Here is a 17032-nt window from a genome sequence, read left to right as displayed (position 1 = left end):
TGCGGAGGCGGGCCGGGCGGACCGCTACGGCTACATGCCGGCGATCAGCTTCTCCACCCGGTCGTCCACGGCCCGGAAGGGGTCCTTGCACAGCACGGTGCGCTGCGCCTGGTCGTTGAGCTTCAGGTGGACCCAGTCGACGGTGAAGTCCCGCCGCTGCTCCTGGGCGCGGCGGATGAAGTCGCCGCGGAGCCTGGCCCTGGTGGTCTGCGGCGGCACCGACTTGGCCTCGAAGATCTTCAGGTCGCTGCAGATCCGGCGGGCCTGGCCCTTGCGCTCCAGCAGGTAGTAGAGCCCGCGGCGGCGGTGGATGTCGTGGTACGCGAGGTCTATCTGGGCGACCCGGGGGTGGGACATGGTGATGTTGTCCCGGTTCCGGTAGCGCTCGATGAGCTGGTACTTCATCACCCAGTCGATCTCGGTGGAGATCCGGTCGAGGTCGCCGCTGCCGATCGACTCCAGGGTGCGGCCCCACAGCTCCAGCACCTGGTCGATCACGCCGCTGCGGATGCCGCGCCGCTCGCAGAACTCGACGGCCTTGTCGTAGTACTCCTGCTGGATCTCCAGGGCGGACGCCTCGCGGCCGGAGGCGAGCCGGACCTTGCGGCGGCCGGTGATGTCGTGGCTGACCTCGCGGATCGCCCGGATGGGGTTCTCCAGGGTGAGGTCGCGCATGACGGTGCCGGCCTCGATCATCCGCAGCACCAGGTCGGTGGCGCCGACCTTGAGCAGCATGGTGGTCTCGGACATGTTGGAGTCGCCGACGATGACGTGCAGCCGGCGGTACCGCTCGGCGTCGGCGTGCGGCTCGTCCCGGGTGTTGATGATGGGGCGCGAGCGGGTGGTGGCGGAGCTGACGCCCTCCCAGATGTGCTCGGCCCGCTGGCTGACGCAGAAGACCGCGCCCCTGGGGGTCTGGAGCACCTTTCCGGCACCGCACAGCAGCTGCCGGGTGACCAGGAACGGAATGAGGATGTCCGCCAGCCGGGAGAATTCCCCGTGCCGGGCCACCAGGTAGTTCTCGTGGCAGCCGTAGGAGTTGCCGGCGGAGTCGGTGTTGTTCTTGAACAGGTAGACGTCCCCGGCGATCCCCTCCTCGTGCAGGCGCCGTTCGGCGTCCACCAGGAGCCCTTCGAGGATGCGTTCGCCGGCCTTGTCGTGCGTGACGAGTTCGGTGACGTTGTCGCACTCCGGAGTGGCGTACTCCGGGTGTGAACCGACGTCCAGGTAGAGCCGGGCGCCATTGCGCAGGAACACGTTGCTGCTGCGACCCCATGACACGACACGGCGGAAGAGGTACCGAGCCACCTCGTCAGGAGACAGGCGCCGCTGTCCCCTGAACGTGCAAGTGACGCCGTACTCGTTCTCCAGCCCGAAAATGCGGCGGTCCATGTCTGAACATTACGCCCGATCCGACGTGCTGAAACGGGGATCGGCGCCCGGGTTCCGATCTTTTTCACCCTCGGCCGCCGCCTTCGGAGGCGTCAGGACCGGCGCGGCGCACAGCAGTACGGCCAGCGCCGCGACACCGCCGACCGCGCAGACGGCGAACGCGGCCCGGCCGCCGCCGTGCTGGGCCTCGGCGCCGGCGAGGGCGGTGCCGGCCGCGCTGCCGACGCCGATGGCGGTCACCACCCACGAGAACGCCTCGGTGACGGTGCCGGCCGGCGCGTGCCGGTCGACCACCAGGAAGGCGCAGGCCAGGGCGGGGGCCAGGAACACCCCGGCCAGGGCCGACAGCGCCAGCATCCAGCCGAGCCCGGGGGTGAGCATCAGCAGCGGATAGCAGAGGGCCAGGCCGGCCACCAGCGGCCACAGCCGCCTCTCGGGCGCGCCCTCCCAGGCGCGGGCGCCGTACAGGAGGCCTCCGGCGAGGGCGCCGGCACCGTTGGCGGCCAGCAGGCACGAGGCGGCGCCCCCGCCGCCGTGGCGGTCGGCGTAGGCGACGGCGGCCAGCGCGAAGGCGCCGAGGGACACGCCCACGCACAGGCAGGCGGCCAGCAGCGCGACCAGCGCCGAGGAGCGCAGGGCGCCCAGCCAGTGGGCCTCGTGGGCCGCGGCCCGCCAGCGCCGGGACGGCGCGGAGGTGACGACGACGAGGGTGCCGGCGACGCCGAGCAACCCGGTGAACACCAGCGCGGCGGCCTCGGAGGCGGCCGCGACGGCGACTGTGACCAGCAGCGGCCCGAGGGTGAAGAGCACCTCCTGGGCGGCGGCGTCGAGCGCGTACGCCCGCTGCACCTGCTCCTCACGCTCCAGGACGGCCGGCCACAGCGCGCGCAGGCCGCCCTCCAGGGGCGGTGTGGCCCCGCCCGCGAGCACCACGGCCACCACCGCGACGGGCAGCGGGCGGGGCCCGTTGACGGCCAGCAGGGCCAGGCCCGCGCCGGAGACCAGCGCCGCCCCCGTCATCACCCGGGGCTGGCCGCGCCGGTCGACGGCCCGGCCGAGCAGCGGCTGGCCCAGCGCCATGGCCAGGCCGTAGAGCGCCGACAGCGCCCCGGCGAGGCCGTAGCCGCCGCCGTGGGCGCGGGTGAAGAGCACCACGGCGAGTGCGGCCATGCCGTTGGGCAGCCGTCCCAGCAGGGTGCCGCCGATGAGTCTCGCCGCGTGCCGTGTACGCAGCAGTTCGCCGTATCCGGCCGCCATGTCCGCTTCCCCTCCGCCGCGCCGACGCGTAGTTGTACGTATAACCTGCGGGGGTATATGTACCATCCCCGCATCCGCCGGGTCCACCCGCGCGGCACGGGCGAGAGCGGGGCGGTGCGGCAGTGGGGCGCGGAATCGGGGGGCACACGGCGGTGGGTGCGCGGGCGGACGGCGGGCACGCGCCCGCGGGTGCGCGGGCGGACGACGGCGGGGCGGCGGGCGGCGGGGCCCCGGCGCGGATCAGTCCGGCTCCGGACCGGCGGGCGGCGGGGCGCCGAGGCCGACCTCGCGGGACGTGGCGCGGGCGGCGGGCGTTTCGCAGGCGACGGTGTCCCTGGTGCTGGGCGGCAAGTGGCGCGGCCGGGTGTCGGAGCGGACGGCGGAGGCGGTGCGGGAGGCCGCCGGGACGCTGGGGTACCGGCCCAACCTGGCGGCGCGCAGCCTGCGCCTGGGCCGTACCAGGACGGCCCTGCTGGTGGTCCCGGCGCTCACCAACGAGTACTTCGCCCGGGTCTACACCGGAGCCGCCGAGGTGGCCCACGAGCACGGCTTCGGGGTGGTCCTCTACCCCAGCCCGCAGGGCGTGGGGCCGGCGCGGGACCCGTTCGGCTCGGCGCGGGCGGCCATCGACGGGGTGATCGCCTCCTCCATGGCGGTGGACGCGCTGGCCGGGATCGCCGAGGGCGGGAGCGGCGAGGGAGGCAACGGCGACGGCGCGGGTGGCGGCCTGCCGCTGGTGATGCTGGACAGCGGTCCCGCCCTGCCGGGCGGCCCGCCGGCCGTGGACCTGGCGGTCGGCGACGGCATCCGGCAGATGGTGCGGCACCTGCTGGCGCTCGGCCACCGGCGGATCGCCCACCTCGCGGCGGAGGTGGACACCTGGACGTTCCGGGTGCGGGCGCGGGCGGCGGCCGAGGAGCTGGCGGCGGCCGGGCTGGGGCGCCGCGCACGGAGCGGTGCGCGCTGGACGTCGGCGCGGCCCGGGAGGCGGCGCTGCGCGCGCTGACCGGCCCGGGGCCGCGGCCGACCGCGCTGCTGTGCGACGGGGACGTGCTGGCCGCGGGCGCCTGCAAGGCGGTGCGGGAACTGGGGTTGCGGGTGCCGTCGGAGGTGTCGGTCACCGGCTTCGACGACCTGTCCATGGCGGTGGCGCTCGATCCGGAGCTGACCACGGTACGGCTGCCCGCGGAGGAGGTCGGCGCCCAGGGCATGCGGGCGCTGCTGGCGCTGCTGGACGGGCAGGCCGTGGAGCCGGTGGAGCTGCCGGTGGAACTGGTCGTCCGCGGCTCCACGGCCCAGGCGCCGTCCTGAGGCTCCTTCGCGGGCCCTGCCGTCTCGGGGGCGGCGAGGAGCCGAAGAGGGCCGGGACGCCCCGTACGACGCCCGAGGCGGGCCCCGGCGCTCCGGGGACCCGCCTCGGGCCGGTTCGGCGGACCGGATCAGCCGTTGGGGAGGATCACGGCGCGGCCGTTCACCTTCCCGGCGTGCAGCCGCTCGTAGGCCAGCGGCGCCTCGTCCAGGGAGAACGTCTCGGTGTGGACGGAGACCGCGCCCGAGCGGGCCAGGGCGAGCACCTCCTGGAGCTCGCCGCGGCTGCCCCAGTAGGGGGCGCTGACCGACACCTCGAACGGCATCAGGCCGAACCCGACCGGCAGCGCGCCGCCGCCGATGCCCACCAGGACCACCTCGGCCTCGACCCCGGCGACCGCGCCGGCGATCCGCACGGTGGGGTCGGCGCCGACGAAGTCGAACACCGCCTGGGCGCCAAGCCCGCCGGTCAGCTCGCGCACGGCGGCCGGGGCGCTGTCGTCGGAGAGCACCGTCTCGTGGGCGCCGACCGTACGGGCCAGCTTCAGCTTCTCCTCGCTGACGTCGAGGGCGACGACCCGGGCCGGGGTCAGCGCGCGCAGCAGCTGGATCGCGGTGTGCCCGAGGCCGCCGGTGCCGATGACGACCGCGGTCGAGCCCGGGACGAGCTTCGGCAGCGCCCGCTTGATGGCGTGGTACGGCGTCAGGCCGGCGTCGGTCAGCGGCACGGCCGCCACCGGGTCGAGCCCGTCGAGCGGAACCAGGTGGCGCGGGTCGTCCACGAGGAGGTACTCGGCGATGGCGCCGGGCGCGCCGAGACCCGGCGGGCGGATGCCGAGCTCGTCGGCGCGCAGGCAGTAGTTCTCCTTGCCCTCGGCGCACTTGGCGCAGCGGCCGCAGCCCCAGGGGCCGTAGACGGCGACGGCGTCGCCCTCGCGTACGCCGGTCACGCCCTGGCCGAGGGCGGCGACGGTGCCGACGCCCTCGTGGCCGAGGGTGAGCGGCAGCGCGTAGGGGAAGCTCTCGGCGGGCCAGCTCATCACCGCGATGTCGGAGTGGCACACCCCGGCGGCGGTCACCTTGAGCAGCACCTGGCCGGGGCCGGGCTCGGGATCGGGGACGGTCACCACCTCGGGGGCGGCGCCGATCGTGCGGTACTGGAGTGCCTTCATGGCTTTCTTCTCCTCTCGGATGACTCGGATGACTCAGGTGACCCACGTGAGTCGGGTGAGTCGGCTGAGTCGGTGGCTCGGCCGGCTCAGACGGCGGTGTAGGCGCCGTCGACGAGGTGGTAGCCGCCGGTGACGAACGAGGCCCGCGCCGAGAGCAGGAACGCGATCAGCTCCGCGACCTCCTCGGGCCGGCCCAGCCGCCCGGCCGGGTGGAGCGCGACGAGGCCGTCGTACGCCTCCTTCTCCATGCCCTGGAGCAGCGGCGTCTCGATGAAGCCGGGGCCCACCGCGTTGATCCTGATGCCCCGGGCGCCGTACTCGGCGGCCGCGGTCTTGGTCAGCCCGACGACGCCGTGCTTGGCGGCGACGTAGGCGGGCGATCCGGCGAAGCCGACCGAGCCGAGGATGGAGGCGACGTTGACGATGCTGCCGCTGCGGCCGGCGGCCTCGATCGCGGGCAGCTCGTGGCGCAGGCAGTAGAAGACGCCGTCGAGGTTGGTGCGGATGACCCGGTCGTAGGCGGCGATGTCGTACTCGCCGGTGGGGGCGCTGGGGCCGCCGATGCCGGCGTTGTTGACGGCGAGGTGGAGGCCGCCGAAGGTGTCGGCGGCGAACCGGACGGCCGCCTCGGCCGACTCCGGCCGGGTGACGTCCAGGCCGGTGGCGGCGGCGGACAGGCCCTCGGCGGTCAGCGCGGCGGCGGCCTTCTCGGCGCCCTCGGTGTTGTAGTCGGCGATGACGACGTTCGCGCCGCCGGCCGCCAGCCGGCGCGCGGTGGCCAGGCCGATACCGGAGGCGGCGCCGGTGACCAGGGCGGTGCGCCCGGCGAACTCGGTGGCGTCGGGGGCGGCGGGGACTTCGGCGGGCGTCGCCGGGGTGGGGGTGGTGCTCATGGTGCTCTCACTCATCGGTAGTGCGGTGGAGGTCCGCGTCGGCGGCCTCCGTGTTCAGGGCGTCGTAGGCGCGCTCCACGAGGTCGGCGAGGTCGTCGGCCGCGGTGTCCGGGTCGCCCTCGTCGCACGCCCAGGCGCGCAGCGCGGCGGTCAGCACACCGGCGGCGGCCGCCACGACGACGGCCGGGCGCAGGTCCCCCGGGCCGGCGCCGAGGCGGTCGGCGATGATCCCGACCGACTCGTCCTGGGCGTCCACCCGGATGCGTTCGTACGCGGCGAACAGCGCGGGCTCCCGGTTGACCAGGGTGATCATCCGGCGCGTCTTCGGCCTCAGGTGCCATGCCGGGTTCTCCCGGTCGGCCAGCCAGGCGCAGACCGCCCGGCGGTACGCCACCAGCGGCGGCTCGGCCGCGGGCCGGGCCCGCAGCAGGGCGTTGATGCGCTCGCCGTCGTCGCGGACGAAGCCGAGGGCGGCGTCCTCCTTGCCGGTGAAGTACCGGCTGAAGGTACGGCGGGTCACGTCGGCGCGCTCCGCGACGGCCTCCACCGTGGTGGCGGCCAGGCCGCGTTCCAGGATCAGGTCGAGGGCGGCGGTGGCGAGCGCGTCGCGGGTGCGGCGGGCCCGGAGCAGCCGGCGGTCCTCGACCGGTGCTCCGGTCAGCGGTTCGGGCTCTTCGGCGTCCATGCCGCTCACGCTACGCCCGAATGTCCCCATGGGACATATTTCCCGATGAGACATATGTCCCACAGGGACATCATGGAATCAGCGGATCGTCGAGCGGGTCATCGAGCGGACCACGGCCCTCGGAGAGCGCGAAAGGGCCGCCCCCGGTCCGCTCCGGGGCCCTTGACGGGTTCCTGGAGCGGACCGGGGGCGGCCCTGGCGGGAGGGACGGGCCGGCTACTCCGGCGCGTCGGCGGAGCCGGCGGCACCCGGCTCGCCGTCGCCGCCCGCCGTGGCGTCGCCCTCCTCGTCCGGCTCCGGGGCCGCCCCGCCGTCCGCCGCCAGCAGACGGGTGAGCTGGCTCCCCAGGATGCGCTTGAACTTCCGCTGCTGCGGCCGGGTGCGGTCCAGCACGGCCACTTCCAGCTGCTCGGCGGTGAGCTCCCGGTCGCCGCTGCCGTTGCTGTCGCGCACCAGCGACTCCACGGCGAGCTTCAGCGCCTCGGCGAGCGTCATGCCGTCGCGGTGCCGCTGGTCGAGGTAGCTGCCGATCTGGTCGGAGTTGCCGCCGACGGCGACCGCGCCGTGCTCGTCGACGATGGAGCCATCGTGCGGCAGCCGGTAGATCTGGTCGTCCTCGGGGCCGGCGCCGACCTCGGCGACGATCAGCTCCACCTCGTACGGCTTCTCGCCGACGCTGGAGAAGATCGTGCCCAGCGTCTGCGCGTAGACGTTGGCCAGGCCGCGCGCCGTCACGTCGTCGCGGTCGTAGGTGTAGCCGCGCAGGTCGGCGTAGCGGACGCCGCCGATCCGCAGGTTCTCGAACTCGTTGTACTTGCCCACGGCCGCGAAGGCGATCCGGTCGTAGATCTCGCTGACCTTGTGCAGGGCGCGGGAGGGGTTCTCGGCGACGAAGACGATGCCGTCGGTGTACTGGAGGACGACGACGCTGCGGCCGCGCGCGATGCCCTTGCGGGCGTACTCCGCGCGGTCCGCCATGGCCTGCTGGGGTGAGACGTAGAACGGGGTGGACACCGGCTATCCGTGCCTTTCTGCTGTCGGCGCTGGGGCGGGGGTGGCGGGGGCCGCCGGTCGGGCGGGGCGGCCGGTTCGCGGCTCGGCCGCTGTCACAGCACCTCGGCCCGCGGGCCGTCGGGGTTCTCCAGCCGGCCGTCGAGGACGGCGCGGGCGACGTCGGCGACCTCGGAGTCGGGCAGCCGGCGGTAGCCGTCCTCGGTGATCACGGTCACCACCGGGTAGATGCGGCGGGTCAGGTCGGGGCCGCCGGTGGCGGAGTCGTCGTCGGCCGCGTCGTAGAGGGCCTGGACGACCGCCGTGACGGTCTGCTCCTGCGTGAGGTCCCGGCGGTAGAGCTTCTTCAGCGCGCCGCGGGCGAAGACCGAGCCGGAGCCGGTGGCCGTGAAGCCCGTGTCCTCGCTGCGGCCGCCGGTGACGTCGTAGGAGAAGATCCGGCCGCGGCCGCGGTCGGTGTCGTAGCCGGCGAAGAGCGGGACCACCGCCAGGCCCTGGAGCGCCATGCCGAGGTTGCCCCGGATCATGGTCGACAGCCGGTTGGCCTTGCCCTCCAGCGAGAGGGTGGCCCCCTCGATCTTCTCGTAGTGCTCCAGCTCGAGCTGGAAGAGCTTGACCATCTCCACCGCGAGGCCGGCCGTGCCCGCGATGCCGACGGCGGAGTACTCGTCCGCCGGGAAGACCTTCTCGATGTCGCGCTGCGCGATCAGGTTGCCCATGGTGGCGCGGCGGTCGCCGGCCAGGACCACGCCGCCGGGGAAGACGGCCGCGACGATCGTGGTGCCGTGCGGCAGCTCGACCGCGCCCTTCACCGCGGGCAGCGGGCGGCTGCCGGGGAGCAGATCGGGGGCGTGGTCGCCCAGGAAGTCGAGGAACGAGGAGGAGCCGGGCGTCAGGAAGGCGGCCGGCAGACGCCCGGTGGTGCTGCGAGTGTTGGCTTCCACGCGATTCCTTCCACACGATCATGACGTTAGGTACGGACCCTACCCGTGCCCCGGCGCGTCCACCCGCGGCCCGCGCATCCGTCCGCCCCGCGGCCTGGCGACGGGTTGACGGCAGGCGCGGGGCGGAAGGAACCGGGTGAGCGGACAACGAGTACGGACGAGCACGGATGAGCTCGATCGGGCACGGTCGGGCACAGCCGAGTGCGCACGGGCGCCGGCGGGTGCCTCCGGCCGCGGACGGCGGCCGGCTGCCCGCCGGCCTCCGGAAAGCCGCTGGAGGCCCCTGGAGGCCGCTGCCGTACCGCGCCGCGCGGACCCCGGCGTGCCCGGGCGCGCCCCCGGCTCGGGACCGGACGCGGATCAGGCCCGGACGAGGCCCGGCTCAGGCCGGGAGCAGGCCCGGACGAGGCCCGGTCGCGGCCTTCCGGCTGCTACTGGCCGCCCTTCTGGACGAAGGAGCGCACGAAGTCCTCCGCGTTCTCCTCCAGCACGTCGTCGATCTCGTCCAGGACGGAGTCCACGTCGTCCGAGAGCTTCTCGTGGCGCTCCTTGAGGTCATCGGCGGCCTTGGTCTCCTCCTGGACCTCCTCGGCCTCGTCGCTGGAGCGTGTAGCCCGCTGCTGCCCGCCGTCGGTGTCCTTCGTAGCCATGTCCCTCACCCCGCTCGGTTGCGTGCCTACAAGATCAGACCCTACAAGGAGGGCCGGATCGCGGCTCCCGGATAAGTCGCCGCTTGGTGAACGTCCGCGGACCGCGGTCCTGTTTCCCGGCGCGTCCCGGGCTCTACCCGGTTCTTCCCGGTTCCGGCCCGTTTAGCCGCCGGACAGCGTGCGGACCAGTTCCTCGGCGGTCCGGCAGCGGTCCAGCAGCGTCTTGACGTGCTCACGCGTACCGCGCAGGGGCTCCAGGGTCGGCACCCGCTGGAGGGAGTCCCGCCCGGGCAGGTCGAAGATGACCGAGTCCCAGGACGCCGCGGCCACGTCGTCCGCGTACTGCTCCAGGCAGCGGCCCCGGAAGTAGGCCCTGGTGTCGTCCGGGGGCTGCTGTACGGCCCGCAGCACCTCCTGCTCGTCCAGCAGCCGCTGCACGCGCCCGCGCGCCGCCAGGCGGTTGTACAGGCCCTTCTCGGGGCGCACGTCGGCGTACTGGAGGTCGACCAGGTGCAGCCGGGCGGCGTCCCAGCCCAGGCCGTCGCGGCGCCGGTAGCCCTCCAGCAGCTCCAGCTTCGCCACCCAGTCCAGCTCCCCGGCCAGGCTCATCGGGTCCCGCTCCAGCCGCCCCAGCACGTCCTCCCAGCGGGTCAGCACGTCGCGGGTCTGCTCGTCGGCGTCGCTGCCGTACCGCTCCTCGGTGTACTTGCGGGCCAGGTCCAGGTACTCCATCTGGAGCTGCACCGCGGTGAGGGTGCGGCCGTTGCGGAGCGTGACGAGGTGGCGCAGGGAGGGGTCGTGCGAGACCTGGTGGAGGGTGCGCACCGGCTGGTCCACCGCGAGGTCGACCTTGATGAAGCCGTCCTCGATCATGGCCAGCACCAGGGAGGTGGTGCCCAGCTTCAGGTAGGTGGAGATCTCCGAGAGGTTGGCGTCGCCGATGATGACGTGCAGCCGCCGGTACTTCTCGGCGTCGGAGTGCGGCTCGTCGCGGGTGTTGATGATGGGGCGCTTGAGGGTGGTCTCCAGGCCGACCTCGACCTCGAAGTAGTCGGCCCGCTGGCTGAGCTGGAAGCCGTCCTCGCGACCGTCCTGGCCGATGCCGACCCGGCCGGCGCCGGTGACCACCTGGCGGGAGACGAAGAACGGCGTCAGGTGGCGCACGATGTCCGAGAACGGCGTCTCCCGGCGCATCAGGTAGTTCTCGTGGGTGCCGTAGGAGGCGCCCTTGTTGTCGGTGTTGTTCTTGTACAGGTGGATCGGCTGGGCGCCGGGGAGCTGGCCGGCCCGCAACGCGGCCTCGGCCATGATCCGCTCCCCCGCCTTGTCCCACAGCACGGCGTCGAGGGGGTTGGTGACCTCGGGCGAGGAGTACTCGGGGTGGGCGTGGTCCACGTAGAGGCGCGCGCCGTTGGTGAGGATGACGTTGGCCAGGCCGATGTCCTCGTCGGTGAGCTGCGTGGAGTCGGCCGCCTCCCGGGCGAGGTCGAAGCCGCGGGCGTCCCGCAGCGGGTTCTCCTCCTCGAAGTCCCAGCGGGCGCGGCGTGCCCGGTGCATCGCGGCGGCGTAGGCGTTCACGATCTGGGACGAGGTGAGCATGGCATTGGCATTGGGGTGGCCGGGGACGGAGATGCCGTACTCCGTCTCGATGCCCATTACTCGCCGTACGGTCATGCGGCCCTCCTTGCCCGGTTCCGGCCCGTCCGAACCGGAAACACACCGGCTGCGGGTGCCCGCTGTCGGGACCCGCAGCCGGCGCGGTGGTGCTTGCAGCCGGATCGCTGGTGCTTACAGATACTGTCCGGTGTTCGCGACGGTGTCGATGGAACGCCCCGTGTCGGCACCCTGCTTTCCGGTCACCAGGGTGCGGATGAAGACGATCCGCTCGCCCTTCTTGCCGGAGATGCGCGCCCAGTCGTCGGGGTTGGTGGTGTTGGGCAGGTCCTCGTTCTCCTTGAACTCGTCGACGCAGGCGGCGAGCAGGTGGGAGACGCGCAGGCCGCGCTGGCTGTGGTCGAGGAACTCCTTGATCGCCATCTTCTTGGCCCGGTCCACGATGTTCTGGATCATCGCGCCGGAGTTGAAGTCCTTGAAGTACAGGACCTCCTTGTCACCGTTGGCGTAGGTGACCTCCAGGAAGCGGTTCTCCTCCGTCTCCCCGTACATCCGCTCGACCACCGACTGGATCATGGCGTCCACGGTGGCGGCCGGCGACTGGCCGTGCTCGGCGAGGTCGTCGCCGTGCAGCGGCAGGGTGTCCAGGAGGTACTTCGAGAAGATGTCCTTGGCCGCCTCGGCGTCCGGCCGCTCGATCTTGATCTTGACGTCCAGCCGGCCGGGCCGCAGGATCGCCGGGTCGATCATGTCCTCGCGGTTGGAGGCGCCGATCACGATGACGTTCTCCAGGCCCTCGACGCCGTCGATCTCGGCGAGCAGCTGGGGGACGATCGTGTTCTCGACGTCGGAGCTGACGCCGGAGCCGCGGGTGCGGAAGAGGGACTCCATCTCGTCGAAGAAGACGATCACCGGGGTGCCCTCGGATGCCTTCTCCCGGGCCCGTTGGAAGACCAGGCGGATCTGCCGCTCGGTCTCGCCGACGAACTTGTTGAGCAGCTCGGGGCCCTTGATGTTGAGGAAGTAGCTCTTCCCCTGGGGGCGGCCGGTGACCTCGGCGACCTTCTTGGCCAGCGAGTTGGCGACCGCCTTGGCGATGAGCGTCTTGCCGCATCCGGGCGGGCCGTACAGCAGCACGCCCTTGGGCGGCCGCAGTTCGTACTCCTTGAAAAGGTCCGCGTGCAGGTAGGGCAGTTCCACCGCGTCCCGGATCTGCTCGATCTGGTTGCCCAGGCCGCCGATCTGCCGGTAGTCGATGTCGGGGACCTCTTCGAGGACGAGCTCCTCGACCTCGCTCTTGGGCACCCGCTCGTACACGTATCCGGTGCGCGGTTCGAGCAGCAGCGCGTCGCCGGTGCGCAGGGCACCGTCGAGCAGCGGCTCGGCCAGCCGCACCACGCGCTCCTCGTCGGTGTGGCCGATGACCAGGGCGCGCTCGCCGTCCTCCAGGACCTCCTTGAGGGTGACGATGTCGCCGACGCGCTCGAACTCCAGGGCGTCGACCACGTTCAGCGCCTCGTTGAGCAGCAGTTCCTGCCCGCGCTGGAGGTCGTCCACCTCGACGGACGGGCTCACGGTGACCCGGAGCTTGCGCCCGCCGGTGAAGATGTCCGCCGTACCGTCCTCGTTGGCCGTCAGGAACACCCCGAAGCCGGCCGGCGGCTGCGCCAGCCGGTCGACCTCCTCCTTGAGGGCCACGATCTGGTCGCGTGCCTCGCGCAGGGTGCCGGCCAGCCGTTCGTTCTGCGCGGACACCCCCGCCAGGTTGGTCTGCAGCTCGACGATCCGCTCTTCGAGAACCCTCGTGTGCCGCGGAGAGTCGGCGAGCTTGCGTCGCAGGACGGCGATCTCCTGCTCAAGAAAGGCGACCTGGCTCATGGGGTCTTCCGAACCACGAGCGGGTCGGCCGCCACGGTTGAATTCGTCGTCGTGGGCCGCCACGGTCCTCACCTCCTCCAAGGGGAGCTGGACGTTCCCAGACCCTACCTGGGCTGGTAGGGGTTGAAACCCCTAGATCACAAAGACGATCGCGGTGTGTCCGATCTTCACCCTTGCGCACGCCCCTCCGCCACTGGGATACCCGCCGATCTCCATCCGAAAGCGGCCGGTTGTATCGTCGTTACGATCGGCGAGAGCCAACCGGTGGACATCTCGGTCAACAGCCGCGAGGCACGGTTGCTTCCCGATGTGCTTTCCGAACGACCAACGGCAGGGATGAGTTTCCGTGAGCGACGCCCAGGACACGACTGAGGCCCTTGAGGTCTGGATCGACCAGGACCTGTGCACCGGGGACGGGATCTGCGCGCAGTACGCGCCCGAGGTCTTCGAGCTGGACATCGACGGCCTGGCCTACGTGAAGGGCTCCGACGACGAGTTGCGCCAGTCCCCGGGCGCCACGGTGCCCGTGCCGCTGCCGCTGCTGGTGGACGTGCGGGACTCGGCCAACGAGTGCCCGGGCGACTGCATCCACGTGCGCCGGGTGTCGGACGGGGTCGAGGTCTACGGCCCGGACGCCCCCTGAGCGGCCGCGGCCCCGCCCGGAACGCCCGGAACATCCTGATTCCCGCCGTCCTCACGGCGAGTACGGCCCGGGCCTGAGCCGCCCCGGGCGGCTTGGCGCCGAGGGCGGCCGCTAGGGGCCTCCGCGGCGGCCCGGGACGGTCCGGGCGCACGCGGGGCGCTTCGAAGCGCGGCCGGGGCGCACGGAGGACACCCGACACACGGGCTTCCACGCGGCGTGACCCGCGCGCCGTCCCGCCCGTTCGGCCTCCGAGCGGGGCGGCCGGTCCTCGGACGGTCCCGGCCGCGCTCCTCGGAAGGTCCTCGGACGGGTCCTCAGATGCTGCCGGGGGCGGCGCCGGGGATGGCCACGTACGTGTCCGTACGCCACTCCCAGGTGTAGTCGCGCTTCATGTCCGGGCAGCAGCGCGGGGTGCTGTCGCTGGAGTATCCGAGGACGGTCGCGCCGACCACCGCGCCGCGCGCGTACAGGCCGGTGACCTGCCGGTCGTCCCTGGGGTTGACCAGCATCGCGGCGATCTTCGGGGCGCCCTTCCCGCTCTTGGCGGAGGAGAGCACGTAGACGCCGTTGGGCGGGGTGCCGGTGTCGGACTGGCAGCGGACCACCGCCACGGTCTCCGGCCGCCCGTCGCCGTCCATGTCGTCCTTGACGGACGCGGTCACGTCGACGGACGCGCCGGGCGCGCAGGTCAGCGGGTACTTCGCGGCGTGCGGGTCGGGAGCGGGCACGGTCGGCCGCGGGGGCTTCGCGTCCGCGGCGCCGTCCTTCGTACTGGCGTCGGCCGGCTGGACCAGGGCCGCCGCCGCGACCACGGCGGCCAGCACCGCGGCCGTGCTCAACCAGTGCACGGCACCGCTGCGGGTGTGGGGGAGGTCCGGGCCTGCGGACAGCTGCACTCGCCTGTCTCCTGGGGTCGGTCGACGGGGGTGGCCTGCGTGTGGCCAGCATCGTGCCACACGTCACAGCGGGGTGGAACGGCGGGGACCCCTGGTGCGCGAGAGCCGCCGCCGACTGCCCTAATCGGACAAAACGGCGACGGCTCGGCGAAGTTGGCCGGAACGGGCGGTGGACCCGTCGGCGGTCCGGGCTTCCGCTACGCCTCCGCGCCGGCCCCGCCGCTCCCGCTGCCGGGGCCGGTGTAGTCCTCCCCGTACGCGCCCTTGGCCGGGCGCCGGCGCCGCAGCGGCGGCTCCACCCCGTCGGCCAGCCGGCGGGCGGTGAGCAGGAAGCCGGTGTGGCCGATCATCCGGTGGTCCGGCCGCACGGCCAGCCCCTCCACGTGCCAGGTGCGCACCATGGTCTCCCAGGCGGCCGGCTCGTTGAACGTGCCGTGCTCCCGGATCGCCTCGACGGTACGCGCCATCTGCGTCGTGGTGGCCACGTAGGCGCACAGGATGCCGCCGGGCACCAGCGCCTTGCTGACGGCCTCCAGGCACTCCCAGGGCGCCAGCATGTCCAGCACGACCCGGTCGACCTCGGTGTCGGACAGGTTGTCCTGGAGGTCCCCGACGGTCAGCTGCCAGGCCGGGTGCGGACCGCCGAAGTAGCGCTCGACGTTCTGGGAGGCGATCTCCGCGAAGTCGGCGCGGCGCTCGTAGCTGTGCAGCATCCCCTGGTCGCCGATGGCCCGCAGCAGGAACGTGCTGAGCGAGCCGGAGCCGACGCCGGCCTCCACCACCCGGGCGCCGGGGAAGATGTCGGCCATCGCCAGGATCTGCCCCGCGTCCTTCGGGTAGACCACGGCGGCCCCGCGGGGCATGGACAGGACGTAGTCGGGGAGCAGCGGGCGCAGCGCGAGGTAGGCGACGTTTCCCGTGGTACGGACCACACTGCCCTCGGGCGCACCGATCAGCTCGTCATGCGGGAACGCACCCTTGTGGGTGTGGAACTGCTTCCCGGCTTCGAGCGTGAAGGTGTAGTGGCGTCCCTTGGGGTCGGTGAGCTGGACCTGATCCCCGACTTTGAAGGGCCCGCGCCTGCGAGCCGCACCAGTCGGTTGCATACGTTCACTTTAGTGGCTGAGCAGCTTCTTTTTTCCCGGCCCGTCTCCCGGGCACGCCCCGCACGCCTCCCGGACTGTCCGGTGGGCGCCTCCGGCCGGGTGGACCGGGGAGCGGAGGAGCTCAGTTCCGCGTCATCGCCGCGAGGAAGGCGCGTTCGACGTCGGTGGTGGACAGGACGCCGTAGATCTCGCCGGTGGGCTCGACCACGAGGTACTCGGTGGCGGGGTTGGCCCGGAGGATGTCGAGGAGCTCCTCGCCGCCGAGTTCGGCGGAGACGCGCATACCGGGGGTGAGGTCCTGGGCGAGGCCGCTGACCGCCACCCAGGGACGGCGGTGCTCGGGGACGGAGACGATCGCGGACTCACGGACCAGGGCGGTGGGCGCGCCGCGGCCGTCGACCACGACCAGCGCGCGGGCGCCGGCCTCGTTGGCGCGGCGCAGCGCCTCGGAGAGCGGGGTGTCGGAGGAGACCGGCACGGCCCGGCGGGTCAGCGTGCGGGCCCGCAGGCCGGGGAGGCGTTCGCGCAGCCGGGCCATGCGCAGCGCGTTGCCCGCGCCGGTCCAGATGATGGCGGCCAGGACCGCGGCGAGCAGCGCGTCGGTGAGCGAGCCGGCGCCTCCGCCGTTACCGCCGGCGTAGGAGAGCAGGGGCAGGCCGACCAGGAGGGCGACGGCGAGGGCGCGGCCGACCCAGGCGGCGGCCACGGTGCCGGTCATGGGGTTGCCGCTGGCCTTCCAGACGACGGCGCGCAGCATCCGGCCGCCGTCGAGGGGCAGCCCGGGCAGGAAGTTGAAGATCGCAACGATCAGGTTGCTGATCATCAGCCCGGCGAGCAGCACTCCGGGGACGGTGCCGCGCTCCACCAGCTGCATGCCGCCGAAGAAGACCCCGGCCAGCACCAGGGAGAGCAGCGGCCCGACGAAGGCGAGCACGAACTCGCGGCCCGGGGTCTCGGAGTCCTTCTCGATCTCCGAGACGCCGCCGAAGAACTGGAGCTGGATGCGGCGCACCGGCAGCCGGAACCGGATCGCGGCCACGGTGTGGGCGAGCTCGTGCACGAGCACGGAGGCGTAGAAGGCGACGGCGAAGAAGAGCGAGACGAGGTAGCGCACCCCGCCCAGCTCGGGCAGCACGGTGTCGAGCTGGTCGCCGAAGACCCAGGTGATCAGCGCGGCCACCAGGAACCAGCTCGGAGCGACGTAGATGGGCACACCGAAGAACCGGCCCATCAGAATGCCGCCGCCGGACTCCCGCTGCTCCGGCTTGCCGGTGCTGCCGCCGGACGGCCGCGGGTCGGGGGGCCGGGTGTCCTGGGTAGGCGGCTGACCGCTCTCGCTCACGTGTTCCCCTTCTGGCCACGGTCCTCGCATGATCATGCGGCACGAGGGCCGTCACCCCCATGCTATTGCCCTGCCCGGCGCCGCACACCGGCACACCGCCGGGAGCGCGGCGCGACCGGCGGGAACGGCCGCCGGGCGGGGCGGCGGGCCGGGTCCGGGGCCGCTGCCGGGCGGGGCCAAGGCCGGCTCCGGGACGGCTGCCGGGCGGGGCCGAGGCCGGTTCCGGGACGGCCGCCGGGCA

The 17032-nt window shown here is 73.1% G+C and carries 14 protein-coding genes and 1 pseudogene; 2 read left to right on the top strand and 13 right to left on the bottom strand.

Annotated features, from left to right (window positions below):
• Positions 1-30: 30 nt before the first annotated feature.
• Positions 31-1392 carry a Pup--protein ligase gene (gene pafA / locus BS72_RS27185; RefSeq protein WP_037914386.1) on the bottom strand — a complete coding sequence of 454 codons (1362 nt, stop codon included), beginning with the start codon at positions 1390-1392 and terminating at the stop codon, positions 31-33.
• 9 nt (positions 1393-1401) lie between these two features.
• Entirely contained in the window at positions 1402-2649 is a 1248-nt protein-coding gene (locus BS72_RS27180) for an MFS transporter (protein ID WP_037914385.1), read from the bottom strand.
• A gap of 295 nt (positions 2650-2944) precedes the next feature.
• Between BS72_RS27180 and BS72_RS27175 the strand changes: the two are divergent.
• Positions 2945-3960, top strand: a pseudogene (locus tag BS72_RS27175) (LacI family DNA-binding transcriptional regulator).
• Between the two features lie 128 nt (positions 3961-4088).
• Here BS72_RS27175 and BS72_RS27170 read toward each other — a convergent pair.
• The 8 genes from BS72_RS27170 to arc all read right to left on the bottom strand — a co-directional run bounded on the left by BS72_RS27170 (position 4089) and on the right by arc (position 12867).
• Positions 4089-5129, bottom strand: a complete 1041-nt coding sequence (locus BS72_RS27170) for an NAD(P)-dependent alcohol dehydrogenase (RefSeq protein ID WP_037914384.1) — start codon at positions 5127-5129, stop codon at positions 4089-4091.
• Positions 5130-5215: 86 nt separating this feature from the next.
• Positions 5216-6022, bottom strand: coding sequence for an SDR family NAD(P)-dependent oxidoreductase (locus tag BS72_RS27165; RefSeq protein ID WP_037917888.1), 807 nt, complete (start codon positions 6020-6022; stop codon positions 5216-5218).
• A 7-nt stretch (positions 6023-6029) separates the two neighbouring features.
• Positions 6030-6707, bottom strand: a complete 678-nt coding sequence (locus tag BS72_RS27160) for a TetR family transcriptional regulator (protein WP_037914382.1) — start codon at positions 6705-6707, stop codon at positions 6030-6032.
• 216 nt (positions 6708-6923) lie between these two features.
• Positions 6924-7721, bottom strand: coding sequence for a proteasome subunit alpha (prcA, locus tag BS72_RS27155; RefSeq protein WP_037914381.1), 798 nt, complete (start codon positions 7719-7721; stop codon positions 6924-6926).
• 92 nt (positions 7722-7813) lie between these two features.
• Complete coding sequence (prcB, locus tag BS72_RS27150; protein ID WP_037914379.1) at positions 7814-8662, bottom strand: proteasome subunit beta; 849 nt, start codon at positions 8660-8662, stop codon at positions 7814-7816.
• A 431-nt stretch (positions 8663-9093) separates the two neighbouring features.
• Entirely contained in the window at positions 9094-9312 is a 219-nt protein-coding gene (locus tag BS72_RS27145; RefSeq protein ID WP_037914378.1) for a ubiquitin-like protein Pup, read from the bottom strand.
• Between the two features lie 162 nt (positions 9313-9474).
• Positions 9475-10986, bottom strand: a complete 1512-nt coding sequence (dop, locus tag BS72_RS27140) for a depupylase/deamidase Dop (protein ID WP_037914377.1) — start codon at positions 10984-10986, stop codon at positions 9475-9477.
• A gap of 114 nt (positions 10987-11100) precedes the next feature.
• Positions 11101-12867: a proteasome ATPase gene (arc, locus tag BS72_RS27135; protein ID WP_037914376.1), complete on the bottom strand. Its 1767-nt coding sequence runs from the start codon at positions 12865-12867 to the stop codon at positions 11101-11103.
• Positions 12868-13150: 283 nt separating this feature from the next.
• Between arc and BS72_RS27130 the strand changes: the two genes are divergently transcribed.
• Entirely contained in the window at positions 13151-13447 is a 297-nt protein-coding gene (locus tag BS72_RS27130) for a ferredoxin (protein ID WP_037914374.1), read from the top strand.
• Positions 13448-13761: 314 nt separating this feature from the next.
• On the opposite strand, the gene BS72_RS27125 is transcribed toward BS72_RS27130, so the two are convergent.
• The 3 genes from BS72_RS27125 to BS72_RS27115 all read right to left on the bottom strand — a co-directional run bounded on the left by BS72_RS27125 (position 13762) and on the right by BS72_RS27115 (position 16791).
• The gene (locus BS72_RS27125) at positions 13762-14343 is read right to left on the bottom strand and encodes a hypothetical protein (protein WP_037914373.1); all 582 of its coding nucleotides are present in this window, start codon (positions 14341-14343) and stop codon (positions 13762-13764) included.
• A 197-nt stretch (positions 14344-14540) separates the two neighbouring features.
• Positions 14541-15449: a tRNA (adenine-N1)-methyltransferase gene (locus BS72_RS27120; RefSeq protein ID WP_037914372.1), complete on the bottom strand. Its 909-nt coding sequence runs from the start codon at positions 15447-15449 to the stop codon at positions 14541-14543.
• A 121-nt stretch (positions 15450-15570) separates the two neighbouring features.
• The gene (locus tag BS72_RS27115) at positions 15571-16791 is read right to left on the bottom strand and encodes a site-2 protease family protein (protein ID WP_037914371.1); all 1221 of its coding nucleotides are present in this window, start codon (positions 16789-16791) and stop codon (positions 15571-15573) included.
• Between the last annotated feature and the right edge of the window lie 241 nt (positions 16792-17032).

This window comes from Actinacidiphila yeochonensis CN732 (assembly GCF_000745345.1).
In the GTDB taxonomy this organism is placed as follows: Bacteria; Actinomycetota; Actinomycetes; order Streptomycetales; family Streptomycetaceae; genus Actinacidiphila; species Actinacidiphila yeochonensis.
This window is presented reverse-complemented; position numbering and strand designations above follow the sequence as displayed.

What these genes read in the sequence shown, in the direction of transcription:
- BS72_RS27120 (WP_037914372.1), bottom strand. Translation starts at nt 15,449, where the DNA reads ATGCAACCGACTGGTGCGGCTCGCAGGCGCGGGCCCTTCAAAGTCGGG.
- BS72_RS27180 (WP_037914385.1), bottom strand. Translation starts at nt 2,649, where the DNA reads ATGGCGGCCGGATACGGCGAACTGCTGCGTACACGGCACGCGGCGAGA.
- BS72_RS27145 (WP_037914378.1), bottom strand. Translation starts at nt 9,312, where the DNA reads ATGGCTACGAAGGACACCGACGGCGGGCAGCAGCGGGCTACACGCTCC.
- BS72_RS27165 (WP_037917888.1), bottom strand. Translation starts at nt 6,022, where the DNA reads ATGAGCACCACCCCCACCCCGGCGACGCCCGCCGAAGTCCCCGCCGCC.
- dop (WP_037914377.1), bottom strand. Translation starts at nt 10,986, where the DNA reads ATGACCGTACGGCGAGTAATGGGCATCGAGACGGAGTACGGCATCTCC.
- BS72_RS27170 (WP_037914384.1), bottom strand. Translation starts at nt 5,129, where the DNA reads ATGAAGGCACTCCAGTACCGCACGATCGGCGCCGCCCCCGAGGTGGTG.
- BS72_RS27160 (WP_037914382.1), bottom strand. Translation starts at nt 6,707, where the DNA reads ATGGACGCCGAAGAGCCCGAACCGCTGACCGGAGCACCGGTCGAGGAC.
- pafA (WP_037914386.1), bottom strand. Translation starts at nt 1,392, where the DNA reads ATGGACCGCCGCATTTTCGGGCTGGAGAACGAGTACGGCGTCACTTGC.